The organism is Achromobacter sp. SIMBA_011 (assembly GCF_046535435.1).
Classification (GTDB): domain Bacteria; phylum Pseudomonadota; class Gammaproteobacteria; order Burkholderiales; family Burkholderiaceae_B; genus Achromobacter; species Achromobacter dolens.
Map to the genome: position 1 here is coordinate 889,835 of NZ_JAWRWN010000001.1, position 16,916 is coordinate 906,750.

Sequence of the window (16,916 nt, forward strand, 5' to 3'; positions counted from 1 at the left end):
TCAGGGCAGCAAGCGACCGGGATTGAAGAGGGCGGCGGGATCGAAGCTGGCTTTCAGCGTGCGCATCATGGCCAGTTCGACCGGGGACTTGTAGTGCGCCATTTCGGCCAGCGACGTGCGGCCCACGCCATGCTCGGCGCTGAAGGTGCCGCCCAGCGCATCGGCCACGTCGTTGACGGCGCGGCGGATGGCGGCCGCCATGGCGTCGCGCTCGGGCAGCGCGTTCCACGCGTCGAACGTGAAAAACGGAATGAAGTGGACGTTGCCGTCGCCCAGGTGGGCGACGATCAGGATGGGCAGGTCGGGCACCAGGCGGCGCACGGCGTCGGTGGCGGCGGCGATGAATCGCGGCACGCTCGAGACGGGCACCGCGCTGTCGGTGGTCAGGCCCACGCCCGCTTTCTTGTTGCCTTCCGAGACGCTGTGGCGGACTTCCCAGAGCGCGGCGCGCTGGCTGTCGTTGCTGGCCACCACGGCATCGTGCAGCAGGCCCTGTTCGGACGCCTGCTCCAGGATCTGCTGCAGCACGTCCTGCAGTTCCGTCCCGCTGCCGGTGTCCGACAGCTCCACCAGCACATGCCACGGATGCGCGCCACTGAGCGGATTCTTGCGGCCGGGCACGTGCGCCATGACGATGTCCAACTGATTGCTGTCGATCATCTCGAAGGCGGACAGGCGCGAGCCGCACTGCTGCTGGAACAGGCCCAGGATATCGAGCGCGGCCTGCGGATCGGTGGGCGCCAGCCAGGCGATGGCGTGGCGGGTGGGCAGCGGGTGCAGCTTCAGCACGGCCGCGGTCACGATGCCCAAGGTGCCTTCGGCGCCGATGAACAGGTGCTTCAGGTCGAAACCCGTATTGTTCTTGCGCAGGGCGGTCAGGCCGTTCCAGATGGAGCCGTCGGGCAGCACGACCTCCAGGCCCAGGATGTTGTCGCGCGTATTGCCGTAGCGCAGCACGCCGGTGCCGCCGGCGTTGGTGGCGATGGTGCCGCCGATCTGGCATGAACCTTCCGCGCCCAGGCTGATGGGATACAGGCGGCCTTGTTCCGCGGCGGCCTGCTGCACGGCGGCCAGCACGCAGCCGGCTTCGACTTCCATCGAGTTGTTGGCCGGGTCCACGCGGCGGATCTGGCGCAGGCGGGAGAGATTGACGATGACGGGGGGCGGGCCCGCTTCGTCCGGCACCGCGCCGCCGCACAGGCTGGTGTTGCCGCCTTGCGGCAGCACGGGGGTGGCGTGGGCGTTGCACAGGCGCACGATGTCGGCGACCTGCTGCGTGGAATTCGGCAGGGCCACGCAGAGCGCCGCGCCCTTGTAGCGGCCGCGCCAGTCTTCGGTGTAGCCGGCCATGTCGGTGTCGGTGCGCAGGATCGCGCTGTCGCCCAAGGCCTGGATGAGCGCATCGAGCAGGGAGGTGCCTGTGGTCATGTCTGTCGTCCCATGGAGATCGGGGGTAGAAAAGCCGATCACGTTGAGACACAGCATACGATTACTTAAATCGCTTTTCGATTTAAGTAATCGTATAACGATTGAATTGAGGGTATGTCCTAGGGCAGAACATCCTGGCAATCGTCTAAAAAACAATCGAAATACAATCGATACGTTCGATATGTAATTTAATCGGATTCCCGGCAACAAGGAAGAGAAATGCTGCCCAGCGTGATGGATTACCGGGCGCAGGCGCGCAAGCGACTGCCGCGGCTGGCCTTCGATTATCTGGACGGGGGCGCGGAGGACGGCGCCTCGTTGCGGCGCAACGTGGCCGCCTTCGGCGCGCTGGAATTCGTGCCCGATGTGCTGGCGGACGTCACCGACTGCCATCTGCAAACCACCGTCCTGGGAGCGGCCGCGGCCATGCCCGCGATCGTCGGGCCGACGGGCCTGAACGGGCTGTTCTGGCCCGACGCGGACGTGCACCTGGCGCGCGCCGCGCATCGAGCGGGGCTGCCGTTCGTGCTGTCCACCGCATCGACCTCGCTCCTGGAAGAAGTGCGCGCGGCGGGCGCGGGCGAGCTATGGTTGCAGCTGTACGTGCAGCGCGACCGCCGCATCGCCGAACACCTGATGGACCGGGCCTGGGGCAGCGGCTACACGGCGCTGTTCCTGACGGTCGACGTGCCGGTGCATGGCAATCGCGACCATGACAAGCGCAACGGCTTCCAACTGCCGCTGCGTCCTTCCGGCCGCTTGCTGCTGGACCTGGCGGCGCATCCGGGCTGGTGCTGGCGCATGCTGCGCGGCGGCGGGCCGCAACTGAAGAACCTGGCCGTCAGTTCCAACGCGCGGGAGAACATCTCCGAACAGGCGTCCGCCCTGAGCCGGCAGATGGACCTGGCCTTGACCTGGGACGACATCGACTGGCTGCGCCGGCGGTGGCGCGGCCGCATCGTCATCAAGGGCATCCAGACGCTGGCCGATGCGCGCCGGGCCAAGGCGCGCGGCGTGGACGGCATCGTGCTGTCCAACCATGGCGGCAGGCAGTTGGAATGCGCTCCCTGCCCGCTCGAAGTCCTGCCGGAGGTCGCGGCCGAACTGGGGCAGTCGCTCGAAGTGCTGGTGGATGGCGGGGTGCGGCGCGGCAGCGATATCGCCAAGGCGGCGGCGCTGGGCGCGCGCGCGGTGCTGCTGGGCCGCGCGCCGCTGTATGGGCTGGCGGGCCGCGGGCCGCGCGGCGCGGGCGAGGTGCTGGCGATCCTGCGCGCCGAGCTGGAAAACACATTACGGTTGCTGGGGCGCACTCGCATTGGCGCGCTGGACGCCACGGCGGTGCGCAGGCGCCGGGCCATTTTCGATTGAGGAAAGGAAGCAGGATCATGCAAGAAAAAATCGTCTTCATCGGCGGCGGCAACATGGCCAGCGCCATCATCGAAGGATTGCTCGAACAGGGCCGCCAGTTGGCGGATTTCCTGGTGATCGAACCCTTCGAGCCCACCCGCGCCGGCCTGCTCGCGCGCGGCGTGACGTGCCGCGAGAGCGTGGGCGCCGAGATCGCCGACGCGGCGCTGTGCGTGCTGGCGACCAAGCCGCAGGTGTTGCGCGAGGCGTGCGGGCAAGTCCAGGCGCATCTACGCGCGCAGACGACGGTGGTCAGTATCGCGGCGGGGGTCAATCTCAGCGCGCTGTCGCAATGGCTGGACGGCCATGCCCGTATCGTGCGCGCCATGCCCAACACGCCGGCCAAGGTCGGGCTGGGCATGACGGGCCTGTACGCCAGCCAGGCCTGCGGCGCGGCGCAGCGCGAGCAGGTGGACGCGTTGTTCGCCGCCGTGGGCGAGCGCATCTGGGTCGATCGCGAAACCCTGATCGACGCGGTCACCGCCGTGACCGGCAGCGGCCCGGGCTATGTGTTCCATTTCATGGCGGCGCTGGAAAAGGCGGCGCTGGCGCTGGGCTTTGGCGCGGTCGATGCGCGCCGCCTGTCGGTGGCGGCGTTTCGCGGCGCGGCCGAGCTGGCCGCGCGCGACGAAGCGCCCCTGGTCGAACTGCAGGAACGCGTGACCTCAAAGGGCGGCACCACCTACGCCGCGCTGGCGCATCTGCGCGAGGCGGGCGTGGCGCCCGCCATTACCGAGGCGGCGCTCAAGGCCGAGCAACGCGCGCGCGAATTGTCGGCGGGCTAGGTCAGCGCCGCCGTCCCAGCCACCACAGCAGCAATACCGACGCGGCGATCGCCGCCACGTTGAACTGCATGGCGCTGGCGAACGCGCGCGCATAGCGATCGCCGAGCGCCGCGTCGGCGTGCGCGTCCAGCGCGCCGCTGAACTGCATGCCGGCGGCGGACACGCCCAGCGCCGCGCCGACCTGTTGCAGCGTCGAGACCACGCCGGCGGCCATGCCCGCGTGATGGTCCTGCACCAACCCCAGCGCGAGGTTGACCAGCGGTGTATTGACCGCACCCTGCGCGGCGCCCAGCCAGATCAGCGCCGGCACCAGCGACCAGGGCGCGAGCAGGGCGCCGGCCGCGTCCACCTGCCACATCAACGCGGCCGTGGCGCCGCCGTACAGCATCGCGGCCACCATGATGGCGCGCGTGCCGAAGCGCGCCACGAGTCGCGGCGCGGCCATCGAGCCCGCCACGAAGCCGACGCTGGCGGGCGCGAACACCGCGCCCGCTGTCAGCGCGTCTACGCCCAGCCCGGTCTGCAACAGCAGGGCGTAGCACAGGAACATCGCGCTGGCGGTGGAGAACACCAGCGTCACCAGCAGGCAGCCTGCCGCGAATCGGGGCTGCGCCAGCAGCGCCATATCGACCAGCGGCACGCGCCCGGCGGCGCCGGCGCGGCGCTGCGTCCACACGAACAGCGCCAGCAACGCGACCGCCGCCGCGCCGCAGGCCAGCGTCCACACGGGCCAATGGCGCGCCGGGCCTTCGACCAGCGCCAGCAGCAACAGGCCCAGTCCCGCGCCGACCAGCGCCGAGCCGCCCCAGTCCATCGGCGCGCCGGCGGCGTCGCGCGATTCGGGGATGTGGCGCGCCAGCCGCCAGGCCAGCACGCCAAGCGGCACGTTCACCAGGAAGATCGTGCGCCACGCCAGGCCGAACAGGTCGGCGTGCACGATCCAGCCGCCCAGCACCTGGCCGGCGATGGCCGCCAGCCCCAGCGTCATGCCGAGCAGGCCGAAGGCGCGGCGGCGCGCGTGGCCGTCGTAGCTGACGCGGATCAGCGCGTAGACCTGCGGGAACAGCATGGCCGCCGCCACGCCCTGCAGCACGCGCGCGCCGATCAGCGTGTTGGCATCGGGCGCCAGCCCGCACAGCGCCGAGGCCAGCGCGAAGCCGGCCATGCCCAGCATGAACAGGCGCCGGCGGCCATGGCGGTCGCCGAGCCGGCTGCCGGCGATCAGCAGCACGCCATAGGCCAGCTCGTAGGCGACGATGATGAAATTGATCTGTGCGAAGCTGGCCGACAGCGTGTGCTGCATGCTGGGGATGGCGACGTTGACCACGAACAGGTCGAAGATCGTGATGAAGCCGCCGGACAGCAGCACGGCCAGGCCGAGCGGGCCCGGCGTGGCGGGGCGGGCGGAGGTGTCGGGGCAGGGCGAGGGCAGGGTGGCGCAGGGCATGGACAGGCCGCGGGAGTGGGGATTGGCGCTATTCTGTGGGCTGTTCCAGACTTATACAATTTAGCTGTTTATGCTATTACTGAAGGCAATAGCCTATGCCCCGTTCCCCTTCGCATGACGCCGCGCCCGCGCCGCGCACCGGCGCGCTCGGCACGGGCGCGCAGCGGCTGGACCGTACCCGCGCCGACCTCGCCGAATTCCTGCGGCTGCGCCGCGAGCGCCTGAGTCCGGCCGCGCTGGGCCTGCCCGCCGGCGGCCGCCGGCGCACCCCCGGCCTGCGGCGCGAGGAAGTGGCGGCGCTGGCCGGCGTCGGCCTGGCCTGGTACACCTGGTTCGAGCAGGGCCGCAATATCAGCGTGTCGGCCACCTTCCTGGAGAGCCTGGCGCGCGTGCTGCGGCTGGACGCGGCGGAACGACGCCACCTGTACCTGCTGGCGCACCAGCGTCCGCCGGCGGAACCGGGGCGCACCTGGTGCACCGTGCCGCCGCAGGTGCGGCGCCTGATGGACGACCTGCCCGCGCGTCCCGCCTACATCCTCAACCTGCGCTGGGACGTGGTGGTGTGGAATGCCGCCGCCGAACGCGTGTTCGGTTTCGGCGCGCAGCCGACGGGGCGGCGCAACCTGCTGTGGATGCTGTTCGTGGATCCGGCGATGCGCGAACTGTTCGTCGATTGGCCGGCTCAGGCGCCGGCCATGCTGTCCACCTTCCGGCGCGATTTCGCCTCGGCCTCGGGCGCGCCGGACATCACCGAACTGGTCGACGAACTGGAGCGCGTCGCGCCCGAGTTCAAGGCCTGGTGGCGCGAGCACGACGTGCACGGCGCCTGCATGGGCGTGCGCAGCCTGCGCCTGCCGACGCTGGGAGAGGTGGCGTTCGAGCATTCCACCCTGTCGGTCGATGAAAGCCGCCACCTGCGCCTGGTGGTGTACGCGCCCGCGCCGGACGAGCCGCAGGCCATGGCCTTCGCGCGCTGGCTGGCGCGCAAGCCGCGCGCGGCCGTGCGTGGCTCCAGAGATTAGGCGCCGCGTGGTTCTACGGCGGGGGCGCGGCGCGCTTCTATAGTCGGGGCGATCCGCCACTTCCGCCCACGCCATGTCCACTGAAATCCTGCCGCGCCGCCAGGCCTTGTCGCTGCTCATCGTGGTGGTGCTGGCCTGGGGGCTCACCTGGGTCGTCAGCAAACTGCTGCTGCAATACATGACCCCGATCTGGGCGGTGGCCGCGCGCAGCGTCGTCGGCGCCGCCGCGTTGCTGGCGCTGGGCCTGGCGCTGCGGCGCGTGGCGTGGCCGGTCAAGGCCGACATTCCGGTGATCCTGAGCGTGGGCCTGCTGCACATGGGCGCGTTCGCCGCGCTCGTCAGCCTCGGACTGCAATACGTGCCGGCCGGCCGCTCGGTGGTGCTGGCCTACACCACGCCGCTGTGGGTCATTCCCGCCGCCCGCGTGTTCCTGGGCGAGCCGATCGGACGCGGCCGGCAACTGGGGCTGGCGCTGGGCGTGCTCGGGCTGGCCGTCATTTTCAATCCGTTGGCGTTCGACTGGGGCAATCACGAGGCGGTGTTTGGCAACGGCCTGGTGCTGCTCGCGGCGCTGTGCTGGGCCGCCAATATCGTCTACGTGCGCGCGCATCGCTGGGTCACGCCGCCGTTCGAGTTGGCGTTCTGGCAGGCGCTGCTGGCCTCCGGCGTGCTGGCTGCGGTGGCCTGGGCGGCGGAGGGCGCGCCGCGCGTGCTGTGGCATGCGGACCTGGCCTGGCTGCTGGGCTACGGCGGGGTGTTTGGCATCGCCGTGGCCTATTGGGCGGCGGTGAACGTGAACCGGTCCCTGCCCGCGGGCGTCACCGCGATCGGCCTGCTGGGCGTGCCGGTGGTGGGCCTGCTGTGCTCGGCGGCGCTGCTGCATGAGCCGCTGAGTGCGCCGCTGTTGCTGGGCATGGCGCTGATCGTGGCCGGCATCGCCGCCGGCGTGCTGGACAACGAGCGCCGATAGCGGCGGGAATCAAGAAGGCGCTTGACGGCCGGAATCGTGTCTGTGTATCGTAAGACCTATATCTTAAGATACATCGTAAGTAATACGTCAGACACCAGCGAGGCCCCCATGCGCCACTTTCATTTCCTGACCGCTTTCGCCCGTGGCTCGCGCCATGCGTTGCACGAGCGCCGCCATGGCCACCATGGCCATCACGAATCCCACGATCACCACGGCCATCATGGCCGCCACGAGTTCCACGATCATCACGATCACCACGGCCGTCACGAACGCCATGGCCACGCCGGCCATGACGCGGACGGCTTGCACGGCGGCCGCGGCCGCCATGGCCGCCACGCCGGCGGCGGTCGCGGCTGGTTCGGCGGTCCCTGGGGCGGCAATGGCCGCGGCGGCGATGCCGACGACAGCTTCGGCGGCGATGGCCGTCACTGGGCGCGCGGCCGCAAGGTCACCGCCGACGACCTGCAACTGATGTTGCTCGGCCTGCTGGAACAGAACCCCAGCCACGGCTACGAGCTGATCAAGGCGCTGGGCGCGATGTCCAACGGCTTCTACACGCCCAGCCCGGGCATGGTGTATCCGGCGCTGACCTATCTCGAAGAACTGGGCTACGCCACCGTCGAGCAGGAGGGCAGCAAGAAGCGCTACCACCTGGCGGACCCGGGCCGCGAACACCTGGAAGCCAACCGCGAGCGCCTGTCGGTGATGTTCAACAAGCTCAAGCACGTGGCCCGCAAGATGGACTGGATGCGCCAGGCCTGGAGCGGCGAGCCGCGCGCTGCCGCCGAGGAAGACGCCAGCGGCTGGATCGACGAGTTCGTGCACGCCCGCCAGGAGATCCGCCACGCGCTGCTGCAACGCACCGAGGCCTCGCCCGCCGAGCAACGTCGCATCGCCGCCATCCTGCGTCGCGCGACCGCGGAAATCACCGGCAATAGCTGTGACTGAGTCCGCCTATCCCATTGGAGACCCCATGACCCGTAGCGACCTGACTGTCGAACGCGTGCGCCATCCCCTGAAGATGCGCATCCTGACCGTGGCGCGCGTCGAGCGCATCGCCGGCCTGCTGGCCCGCGTCACCTTCACCGGCGAAGACCTGCGCGACTTCGTGTCCGCGTCCTTCGACGACCACGTGAAGCTGTTTTTTCCCGCCGATCCGTCGCAACCGCTGCTGTTGCCCGAGGTCGGTCCCGACGGCATCAAATTCCCCGACGGCGCGCCGCGCCCGGCCGCGCGCGACTACACGCCGCGCCGCTACGACGCCGCGCGCGAGGAGCTGGATATCGACTTCGTGCTGCATGGCGACGGCCCGGCCTCGACCTGGGCCGAGCAGGCCGAGGCTGGCCAGCGCCTGGGCATCGGCGGACCGCGCGGTTCGTTCGTGGTGCCCAAGGGCTTCGATTGGCACGTGTTGATCGGCGACGAGACCGCGCTGCCCGCCATCGCCCGCCGCCTGGAGGAACTGCCCGCGACCGCGCAGGCCCTGGTGCTGGTCGAAGTGCCGGCCGCCGCCAACGAGATCCCGCTGCCGACCCAAGCGCAGGCCACCGTGCGCTGGCTGCACCGCGACGGCACCGCGGCCGGCTACAGCACGCTGCTGCTGGAAGCCGCGCGTGAGCTGGCGCTGCCATCCGGCGAGGGCTACACCTGGATCGCGGCCGAGTCGGCCGTGGCCAAGGCGGTGCGTGAAATCATGGTCGCGCAGCACGGCGTCGACAAGCGCCGCATCCGCGCCGCCAGCTACTGGAAGCGCGGCGCCATCGCCGTGCACGAATCGCACGACGATTGACGTCGCGCGCGCCGCTACCCCTGCGCCAGCGCCAGCAGGTTGGCCACCCGTCCGCCGGGCGCGTCGTCGCGCACCGCCAGCCCCAGCACCGCGCGCGGCCAGTCCAGCGCGAAGGGACGGTAGACCACGCCGTCCGGACGCAGGTGGCGCAGCGACGCCGGCACGATCGCCACGCCCATGCCCGCCGCCACCAGGTTCACCGCCGATGACAACTGCGGCGCGCGCTGGCCCGGCAGCGGGTTCAGCCCATGCTGGCGGCACGCCGCCATGATGTCCGCGCTCAGGCCGTATCCCGACTTGCGTGAATACTGAATGAAGCGCTCCTGCGCCAGGTCGGCCGGCGCCAACCGCTTGCGCCGCGCCAGCGCGTGGCCCAGCGGCAGCGCCACCACCAGCGGCTCTTCCGTCAACTGCATGAAGCGCAGGCCGCCCTCCATCGCGAACGGCGGCCGCACGAAGGCGGCGTCGATCAGCCCGTCGCGCAGCCGCGCCACCAGCGTTTCGCTGTCATCCTGCGACAGCGTCATTTCCACATCGGGGTATTGCTGCCGGTAGAGCCGGATCAATTCGGTCACCACCGGATGGAACGACGCCGATTCGGTGAAGCCCAACGACAGTTCACCGACCTCGCCGCGCGCCGCGCGTTGCGCCGTCCGCGCCGCGTCCTGCGCGCGCTGCAGGATGTCCTGTGCGCAGGCAAGGAAGGCGCGGCCGGCATCGTTCAGGCTGACGCCGCGGCCGCGCCGCTCGAACAGCGGCGTGCCGATCTCCGCTTCCAGTTGTCGGATCTGCTGCGACAGCGGCGGCTGCGCCATGCCCAACTGCTCGGCCGCGCGGGTGAAGTGCTGGGCCTCGGCGGTGGCCACGAAATAGCGCAGGTGGCGCAGTTCCATATTGGTATCCAAAAAGTACCGGTTATCAATTTTCCATATATTGGACATTCTAGTGTGGCGGCACGATGATGCGGATATCCCCCTCTTCGTCTTCCAAAGGAATGCGCATGGCTTCGACTCCCACTCCCGGCGCGCTGCTGCGCCGCCATCTGGCCCAGGACATCGTGGTGGCGCCCGGCGCCTACGATGGCATGTCGGCCCGCCTGGTGGCGGCGGCCGGCTTCAATGCCGTCTACGCCAGCGGCGGCGCCATCGCGCGCGCCGCGGGCTACCCCGACATCGGCCTGTTGAGCTTCACCGAGGTCATGGACCGGGTCGAGAAGATCGTCGACGCCAGCGGCCTGCCGGTGGTGGCCGACGCCGACACCGGCTTCGGCGGCTCGGCCAACGTCGAGCGCACCGTGCGCATCATGGAACGGGCCGGGGTCGCGGCCTTCCACATCGAGGACCAGTCGTTTCCCAAGCGCTGCGGCCACCTGGACGACAAGAGCCTGGTGGACGCGGAGGAAATGTGCCGCAAGGTCCACATCGCCCGCCAGACGCTTGCCGACGCCGACACGATGGTGATCGCGCGCACCGACGCCATCGCGGTGGAAGGCTTCGATGCGGCCATCGCGCGCGCCGAGCGCTATGTGAAGGCCGGCGCCGACATGGTGTTCGTCGAGGCCCCGGAAACGCTGGAGCAGATCCGCGCCATTGCCGACCGGCTGCCGGGCCTGAAGCTGATCAACATGTTCTATGGCGGCAAGACCCCGCTGGTGCCGCTGCCCGACCTGGCCGCGATGGGCTATCGCCTGGCGATCATTCCATCGGACCTGCAGCGCGCCGCCATCCACGCGATGCAGGCCACGCTGGCGGCGATCCGCGAGACTGGCGACAGCAGCGCGCTGGCCGAGCGCCTGACCAGTTTCAAGGAACGCGAGGAGATCGTGCAGACCCGTCGTTACCTGGCGCTGGACGCGCAGTAGCGGGGCGCGGATGCGGCGCGCCGGCGCGAGCTGGCCTCACTGGCGGCAGCGCTGCGGCATCGACAGCGGCCACAGCCGCTGGTTGTAGCTGCCGCGGAGCGTGCGGATGCCGCATTCCATGGTGACGCGCGCCACCATCGTGCCGCGCTCGTCCACGATCATCGAGATGTCCCGCGTCGACACCACGGCGCGCTGGTTGGCAAACGCCGAGGCCCACAGATACACCGGGGTGATCGCCAGCCGGCCCTGGCCGTCGGCGTAGCCGTAGCGGTCGCCAACCAGGACCGGCGCCAGGCCATCGCGGCGCGGGCCGATGTGGTCGAACGTCGGTCCGGTCGCCACGCCCTTGTCGTTGACCGCGCGCATGTTGCCGTTGGGCAGCACCATGGCTGCCTGGCCTTCGGAGAACGAGGTCGCGGTGCCCGGCAGGGTCATGCGGGTCTTGCCCGTGGTGTCGGTGTAAACGGTGACCGGGTTGCCCTCGGCGTCGGTGTCCGAACGCAGCAACCAGGCCGAGCCTGCCGGCCAGTACCAGTCGCCGGCAGGCAGGCTGGCCACGGTCTTGCCGTGTTCGTCGATCAGGCGGGCGCCGTCTTCGCCGCTGACCAGCGCGCGCGGCGGCGTGCCCTGGAATGGCGTGCCGGCCACCGCGCCCGGCGCGATCTGCCAGCGGCCCTGGCCATCCACGTAGCCGTGGCGGTCGGCGCGGCGGATGGCGAGCCAGGTGCCCATGGGTGTGTAGTTCGCGTCCTGCAGGTCGAGCGCGTCGGAGGCGTCGGGTGCGATGATCCAGCGGTTCTTCTGGCTGTAGGCCAGATAGGCGCCGCTGCCGTCGCGCGACACTTCCAGCGCCGGCTGAAAGCGGGTCAGGGCGCGTCCCTCGCGATTGAACAGCGCGGCCGGGCGGCGGTAGTCCTCTTCCTTCGAGCCCGCCTGGTACATCAGCCACAGCTTGTCGTTGACGCGGCGGGCGTCGTTGTGGCGCGGCGGCACGACCCACTTGCCCTGCGGATCGATCACGCCCACCTTGTCCTTGCCGAGCGCGGCGATGGCGCGGCCGTCGTGGAACGCGCCGATGTACTGGAAGGCCGGGGCCGACACTTCCTTGCCGGCGATGAAGTCGTACAGGCCCCACGGATCGCCTTCGGCCGCGGTCTTCAGGTAGCGTACCAGCCCCGGCGCGACCACTTCGGCCTCGAAGTAGTCGGGCAGGTCGTAGGTCTTGCCGGCGCGGTCGACCAGGCGCGTCTCGCCCTTGGCGTAGATCAGCGCGTAACCATGGCGGAAGGCGCCGATGTGCTGTTGCAGCGGCAGGTCCATCGGCTTGCCGCGGCCGTCGAGCAGTTGCATGCCCGCGTCGCTCTGCGCGGCGAAGCGCAACTGGTCGGCGGTCAGCGATTCGGCCTCGGCGTCGTCCTGCGCCGTGTCGTCGTCGCGCGGGCCGTCCAGCGGCACGATCTCGCTCCAGTCCTTGCGGGTGGCGACGCTGCCGTCGGCCAACAGCAGCCCGGCGCCGCCTTCCGTGCAGTGGCAATAGCCCTGTCCCAGCACGCCGAGCGGGCCATCCGGCACGTCCAGCGGCAAGTCGCGCAGTTGCGAGCCTTGCGCCGCTTCGACCGCCTCGGGCTGCAGCACCGCGCGGCCATCGGCGTCGATCGCGTTGAGCAACTGGCCGTCCTGGCTGGAGACCCACAGCTTGCCCTGGCGCACCGCCAGCCGGCCGGCCTGCGCCAGCCAGGGCGGCGCGCTCTCGCCCTGCAGCCAGACGCCTTTGGGCGTCAGCAGGCCGGCCACGTTGCCGGCCTTGTCGCGCAACAGCAGATAGCCGCCTTCGTTCTCCTCGGGCTTGAGGTCGCGGCTGCCCAGCGTCAGGGCCTCGGGGCGTCCGGGCACGTAGGCCTTGAGCCTGTCGCCCGAGACGTAGACCAGCGTGTTGTCGTAGATGTCCGAGGCGTTCGCTTCCTCGTTGGTGAGCGTGGCGATGGAGTGGCCGCGCGCGTCCAGCAGCGCGTAGCCCTTGGTGGGCAGTTGCGCGCTCCAGAAGGCCTTGCCGACGCGGCCCAGGCGCTGGTAGCGCTTGCCTTCGCCAATCAGTGCGCCCTGCTCGTCGATCAGCACCACCTCTTCGTCGCCGATGCCGAGCGCCAGCGGAGCGTCCTTCTGCCGCGTGATGTCGCTGAACTTCGGTTCCACGCGCCAGTTCCAGTCGGCGTCGAGCAGGCCGTACATGCCATGGTTGTCGATGCCGATGAACAGGTCCTTGCCGAAGCTCGACACCACCCGCAGGCCATCCTTGGCGTAGCGGCGTTCGCCGTCGGGGGAGCGGTATTCCTCGCGATAGGTGACGGACAGTTGCGCGGGCCGGCCCTCGCCCAGGATCACGTTTTCGACGCTGGCATCGAGCGCATCGCCCACGGCCTTGCCGCTGCGGTCGATCAACTGGCGCTGGCCGTCCAGCGTCACTACCGCCAGCCCGGCCTCGACGAAGTCGCCGACGCTGTCATAGCGCGGCGGCACCGCCATCCTGCCCCTAGCGTCGATATAGCCCCACTTGCCCTTCCAGCGCACCGCGGCCAGGCCATGGTGGAAGCTGCCGACGCGCTCGAACTGCGGCGGGACCACCAGCTTGCCGTTGCCATCGATGAAGCCCCAGGCATGCCGGCGCAGCGACTGGTCGGTCGGCACGCGGTCGATTTCCTCGAGCGAGGACGGCAGCAGCACGGCGGCGCGGTTGTCCGACAGCGGCCCGATGCAGCCAGTGGGGCCCTGGTAGGCCTGGATGTCGCGGCTGGTCGCGGCCGGGTCCATCAGGCCGTCGACGCAGGGGATGCCGTTCTGGCGGTATTGGGCGTGTGCGGACAGCGACAGGCCTAGCGCGGCGACGGCGCAGGCGATACGGGTAGCGTGAAACGCGCGCGTGGTCATGATTGTTCTGCTTTGGTGGATTCGGGGACGGGCACGCCTTCGGTCCCGACGGCGTCGGGGCAGGTCAGCTCCTCGCGCGGCCAGGTCACGCGTTCCTGCCCGTCCATCACGATGATCTGGCCGCACAGCAGGCCGAAGATGGCGGTGGTCTTGCCGCGGGTGTCGATGAATTCCAGCAGGCGATCGCGGCGCACCAGTGCGCGCCCCTCCTTGAAGTCGCCGGCCCAGCCGAACTCGGGCGGGATCACGTAGCGCCCGCTCAGGTCGATGTAGCCGAGCAGCTTGCCGCTGCGTTGGTCGCGCCGCGCCAGCGCCAGCCCGTCGCGCAGCGGGCCGAGCTTGTTGAAGTAGGGGCCGACGATGCGCTTGCCGGATGCATTGACGAAACCGTAGCGGTCGCCGTGGCCGCGATAGGCCACCACGCCCTCGCTGGCGGTGTCCTCTTCAACCGCGAACTCGCCCTTGAATCGCGTGATTTCGCGACCCTGGAGATCGGTCATGACGCTTTCCGCCGTGTCGCGGTCGCGGAAGATCACCCGCTGCATGGAGGCCAGCGGCGTGCCGTCGCCGAGTTTTTCGAGCAGGGCCTTGCCGTTTTCGTCCATCAGGCGGTAGCGCTGGCCGTCGTAGACGCGCGCCAGGCCCTCGGGCTGGACGAAGAAGGGGTTGAACTCGCCGTTGCTGGCGGAGACCTTGAGGTTGCCGCGCGCGTCGATCGCGCCGTTGCGCGAACGGTATTGCACGTAGATCCAGTCGCCGAACTGATCCTGGCGCTCGGGCACGCCGTCGAACAGGCGGGTCATGCCGCCGCCTGCGTCGAACAGCAGCGTGCCGCCGTCCTTGCCCTGTCCCAGGTAGCGGCCGTGTTTCAGGTCCTGCGGTTTCTCGTGCAGCACCGCGCTGCGCTTGCCGCTGGGCAAATGGATCAGGCGGTAGTCGTCGCGGTAGCCCGAGTCATTCTTGCCTTTGGGCTCGCGCACCAGCAGGTAGCCGTTGCCGAGGTAGTCCAGGTCGTAGCTGCCGGTGTAGGTGGCAGGCACGACCCACTTGCCATGGCGGTCGATGATGCCCCAGCGGTCGCGGTCCTGCGCCTTGGCCCAGTCGTCCTGGAAATCCTCGATCCGGCCCAGCGTCGGCGCCACGGCGACGCTGGCGCTGCGGATGTTCCACAGTCCCCAGCGGCGGTTGCGGCGCTCGTCCTGCTTATAGAAGTAGAGCAGGTCGCCGTCGATCTTCTCGCCGTTGACTTCTACGTAGGCCGGCAGCTTCTGCGCGTTGCCCCGTGTGTCGATCAGCACGGCCTCGTCGCGGCTCATGCCCGGCGTGCGCGCCCAACTGTAGGCGCCCTTGAAGCCGCCGATGCCGGCGTAGGTGGGCGGCAGGATCCAGTTGCCCTCGGCGTCGATCGCGCCGACGGTGCGCTTGCGCGTCTTCACCAGCAACGGCGCGGCGGCGTCGTAGGTGCTCATGTCGTCCCAGTCGGGATTGGTGACGATCTTGCCCGAGCGCGTCAGGATGCCGGTGGGCTGCTGGTAGTCGTTCGGCCGCAGCAGGGCCAGCGGCAATTGGTCGGCGTCGGGCCCGGCCTCGCGCGATCTGTCGTTGGCGCGCCGGGGGGAGAAGGGCAGCACGCGATATTGGCCCAGGCGTTCGGCGGTATCGCTGTCGAGCAGCGCCGTGCCGTCGGCGCGGTAGATCTGGCGCAGCGTGGCTTCGCTGTCGGTGCCGGCCACCGCGACGCTGGTGGCGGCATCGGCCGCGGCTTCGACGGCAGCGGGGACCGCGTTGTCGACCGCGGCATCGACCGTCGGGCCCGCGATGTCGACCGCCGCGGCATCGGTCGCCGGACCGCTGGCGTCGGCAGTCGTTGGCGTCGGCGCGGATTCGATGATGGCCGGCGCCGTCGGTGGCGGGGGATCGGCGGGGCCGGCGCCCGCTTCGGCCGGCGCCGCGGCGGCGTCGGCGTGGTCCGTCTCCGAGGCAGGCTTGGCCGCGTCGCTCGCGAACGCGTCGCCGGGGCCCTGGGCGTACAGCCAGGCCAGGCCATCGTCACTGACCGTGACACGGCCGAAGGCGGCCGGCGTCACCACGATATTGCCGCCCGGGGCGATCATCACGACCGCGTCGACGTCGGTCAGCACCTTCCAGCCGCCGCTTTCCTCCACGCCCACGTAGGGGTTCGTGAAGGTGCGCATCGGCCGCAGGTTGGCATCCAGCAGCACGTACTGCGCCGTGTCGCGGGGCTTGACCAGCCACAGGCCCGCGCCGGGCCGGACCACGCTTTCATAACGGCCCGCCGTCAGCGGCGAGCCGTCGGGCCGCACGAATGCCCAGGCCTCGTCGCGGTGCACGGCGAGCGTGTCGCCGTCGCGCAGCGGCGGCTGATCCGAGCCCAGCACCTCGGGCGCGATGGCCCATTTGCCGTCGGCATCCAGCAGGCCCCACAGGCCGCCGTAGCGGGTGCTGCGGCGCTGCGCCGGCAGCGTGTCGGCGACCGGCCGCTCCAGCCGCATCACGTCGGCCGGCAGCGTCAGGGCGCGGCCGGTCGCGGTGTTGAACAGGCGCGGCGCCTGCGGCACTTCCATCGCCGCCAGTTTCTGGCCCGGCTCGAACCCCCAGGATCGCGTGCCCAGTTCGAAGGTCTTGACGACTTGGCCCTGGCGATTGATGAGCACGTCGCGCTCATTGTCCTCGACCAGCGCGGTGCCCGCGGCGTTGAAGCCCGAGGCGCGCGCGAAGCGCGGCTTGATCACCCAGGCGCCGCGCGTATCGATGTAGCCCCACAGGCCATCCTGCCGCACCGCGGCCAGCCCGTTCTGGAACGACTCGGCGTCCTGGTAGGCCGGCGTGATGACCATCCGGCCCTGCTTGTCGATATAGCCCCAGGTGCCGGCCGCATCGCTCGCCTTGCCCGTCAACACCGCCGCCAGGCCTTCGGCATAGTCGCGGTTGCAGGAGACGTCCGGGGTGATGGCATAGGTGCGGCCGACGCAATCGTATTGCCAGTCGGCGAACGCCTCTTCCGCCCGGACGCTGCCGGCATGCAGGCCGGCCAGCGCCGCGGCCAGGGCCAGGGCCAGCGGCCGCCACATGACGGCGCGCCTCATGACGCGGTCCGCGCGGCGGCGCACGGGAGGGCTGTGAGGGGAATCAAGCGAAGCCGGACGTGCCGCATGGTGGTGATGCCTGCCAAAGAGGAACGAAGGCAGCACTGTAACCAGCAGTAGCAGGTAAAGAAGCGGCAAATGTAACTATAGAAAACGAACCGTTAACAACGCGTCC

Annotated in this window: 13 protein-coding genes; 7 read left to right on the forward strand and 6 right to left on the reverse strand. The window is 70.0% G+C overall.

Translation table 11 applies throughout. The features are described from left to right. Entirely contained in the window at window positions 1-1,428 is a 1,428-nt protein-coding gene (locus tag SB816_RS04205; protein ID WP_064525073.1) for an FAD-binding oxidoreductase, read from the reverse strand. 219 nt (window positions 1,429-1,647) lie between these two features. Here SB816_RS04205 and SB816_RS04210 point away from each other — a divergent pair, with 219 nt between their 5' ends. Beyond that, window positions 1,648-2,796: an alpha-hydroxy acid oxidase gene (locus SB816_RS04210; RefSeq protein ID WP_410546532.1), complete on the forward strand. Its 1,149-nt coding sequence runs from the start codon at window positions 1,648-1,650 to the stop codon at window positions 2,794-2,796. A gap of 17 nt (window positions 2,797-2,813) precedes the next feature. Continuing rightward, entirely contained in the window at window positions 2,814-3,620 is an 807-nt protein-coding gene (gene proC / locus SB816_RS04215) for a pyrroline-5-carboxylate reductase (RefSeq protein ID WP_410546533.1), read from the forward strand. A gap of 1 nt (window position 3,621) precedes the next feature. Here proC and SB816_RS04220 read toward each other — a convergent pair whose 3' ends face one another. Further along, on the reverse strand, window positions 3,622-5,067 hold the full coding sequence (locus SB816_RS04220; protein ID WP_410546534.1) for an MFS transporter: 1,446 nt from the start codon (window positions 5,065-5,067) through the stop codon (window positions 3,622-3,624). A 95-nt stretch (window positions 5,068-5,162) separates the two neighbouring features. On the opposite strand from SB816_RS04220, the gene SB816_RS04225 reads away from it, so the two are divergent. Continuing rightward, on the forward strand, window positions 5,163-6,089 hold the full coding sequence (locus SB816_RS04225; RefSeq protein ID WP_410546535.1) for a helix-turn-helix transcriptional regulator: 927 nt from the start codon (window positions 5,163-5,165) through the stop codon (window positions 6,087-6,089). 73 nt (window positions 6,090-6,162) lie between these two features. Continuing rightward, entirely contained in the window at window positions 6,163-7,059 is an 897-nt protein-coding gene (locus SB816_RS04230) for a DMT family transporter (RefSeq protein WP_054500521.1), read from the forward strand. 87 nt (window positions 7,060-7,146) lie between these two features. Here the strand turns inward: SB816_RS04230 and SB816_RS04235 are convergent, their stop codons facing one another. Beyond that, a complete protein-coding gene (locus tag SB816_RS04235) occupies window positions 7,147-7,368 on the reverse strand; it encodes a hypothetical protein (protein WP_155755518.1) in 222 nt (73 codons plus the stop codon). Between SB816_RS04235 and SB816_RS04240 the strand changes: the two genes are divergently transcribed. After that, window positions 7,363-8,007, forward strand: coding sequence for a PadR family transcriptional regulator (locus tag SB816_RS04240; RefSeq protein WP_064525055.1), 645 nt, complete (start codon window positions 7,363-7,365; stop codon window positions 8,005-8,007). The two genes, SB816_RS04235 and SB816_RS04240, sit on opposite strands and share 6 nt — an antisense overlap. A gap of 25 nt (window positions 8,008-8,032) precedes the next feature. Continuing rightward, entirely contained in the window at window positions 8,033-8,848 is an 816-nt protein-coding gene (locus SB816_RS04245) for a siderophore-interacting protein (RefSeq protein WP_064525052.1), read from the forward strand. Window positions 8,849-8,862: 14 nt separating this feature from the next. Here SB816_RS04245 and SB816_RS04250 read toward each other — a convergent pair whose 3' ends face one another. Further along, complete coding sequence (locus SB816_RS04250) at window positions 8,863-9,741, reverse strand: LysR family transcriptional regulator (RefSeq protein ID WP_064525049.1); 879 nt, start codon at window positions 9,739-9,741, stop codon at window positions 8,863-8,865. Between the two features lie 107 nt (window positions 9,742-9,848). Between SB816_RS04250 and SB816_RS04255 the strand changes: the two genes are divergently transcribed. Next, window positions 9,849-10,709 carry an oxaloacetate decarboxylase gene (locus tag SB816_RS04255; protein WP_054500525.1) on the forward strand — a complete coding sequence of 287 codons (861 nt, stop codon included), beginning with the start codon at window positions 9,849-9,851 and terminating at the stop codon, window positions 10,707-10,709. 36 nt (window positions 10,710-10,745) lie between these two features. Here SB816_RS04255 and SB816_RS04260 read toward each other — a convergent pair whose 3' ends face one another. Beyond that, a complete protein-coding gene (locus SB816_RS04260; protein WP_144655634.1) occupies window positions 10,746-13,634 on the reverse strand; it encodes a WG repeat-containing protein in 2,889 nt (962 codons plus the stop codon). Continuing rightward, window positions 13,631-16,741: a WG repeat-containing protein gene (locus SB816_RS04265; protein ID WP_410546536.1), complete on the reverse strand. Its 3,111-nt coding sequence runs from the start codon at window positions 16,739-16,741 to the stop codon at window positions 13,631-13,633. Before SB816_RS04265 ends, SB816_RS04260 begins: the two co-directional genes overlap by 4 nt. Window positions 16,742-16,916 lie beyond the last annotated feature (175 nt).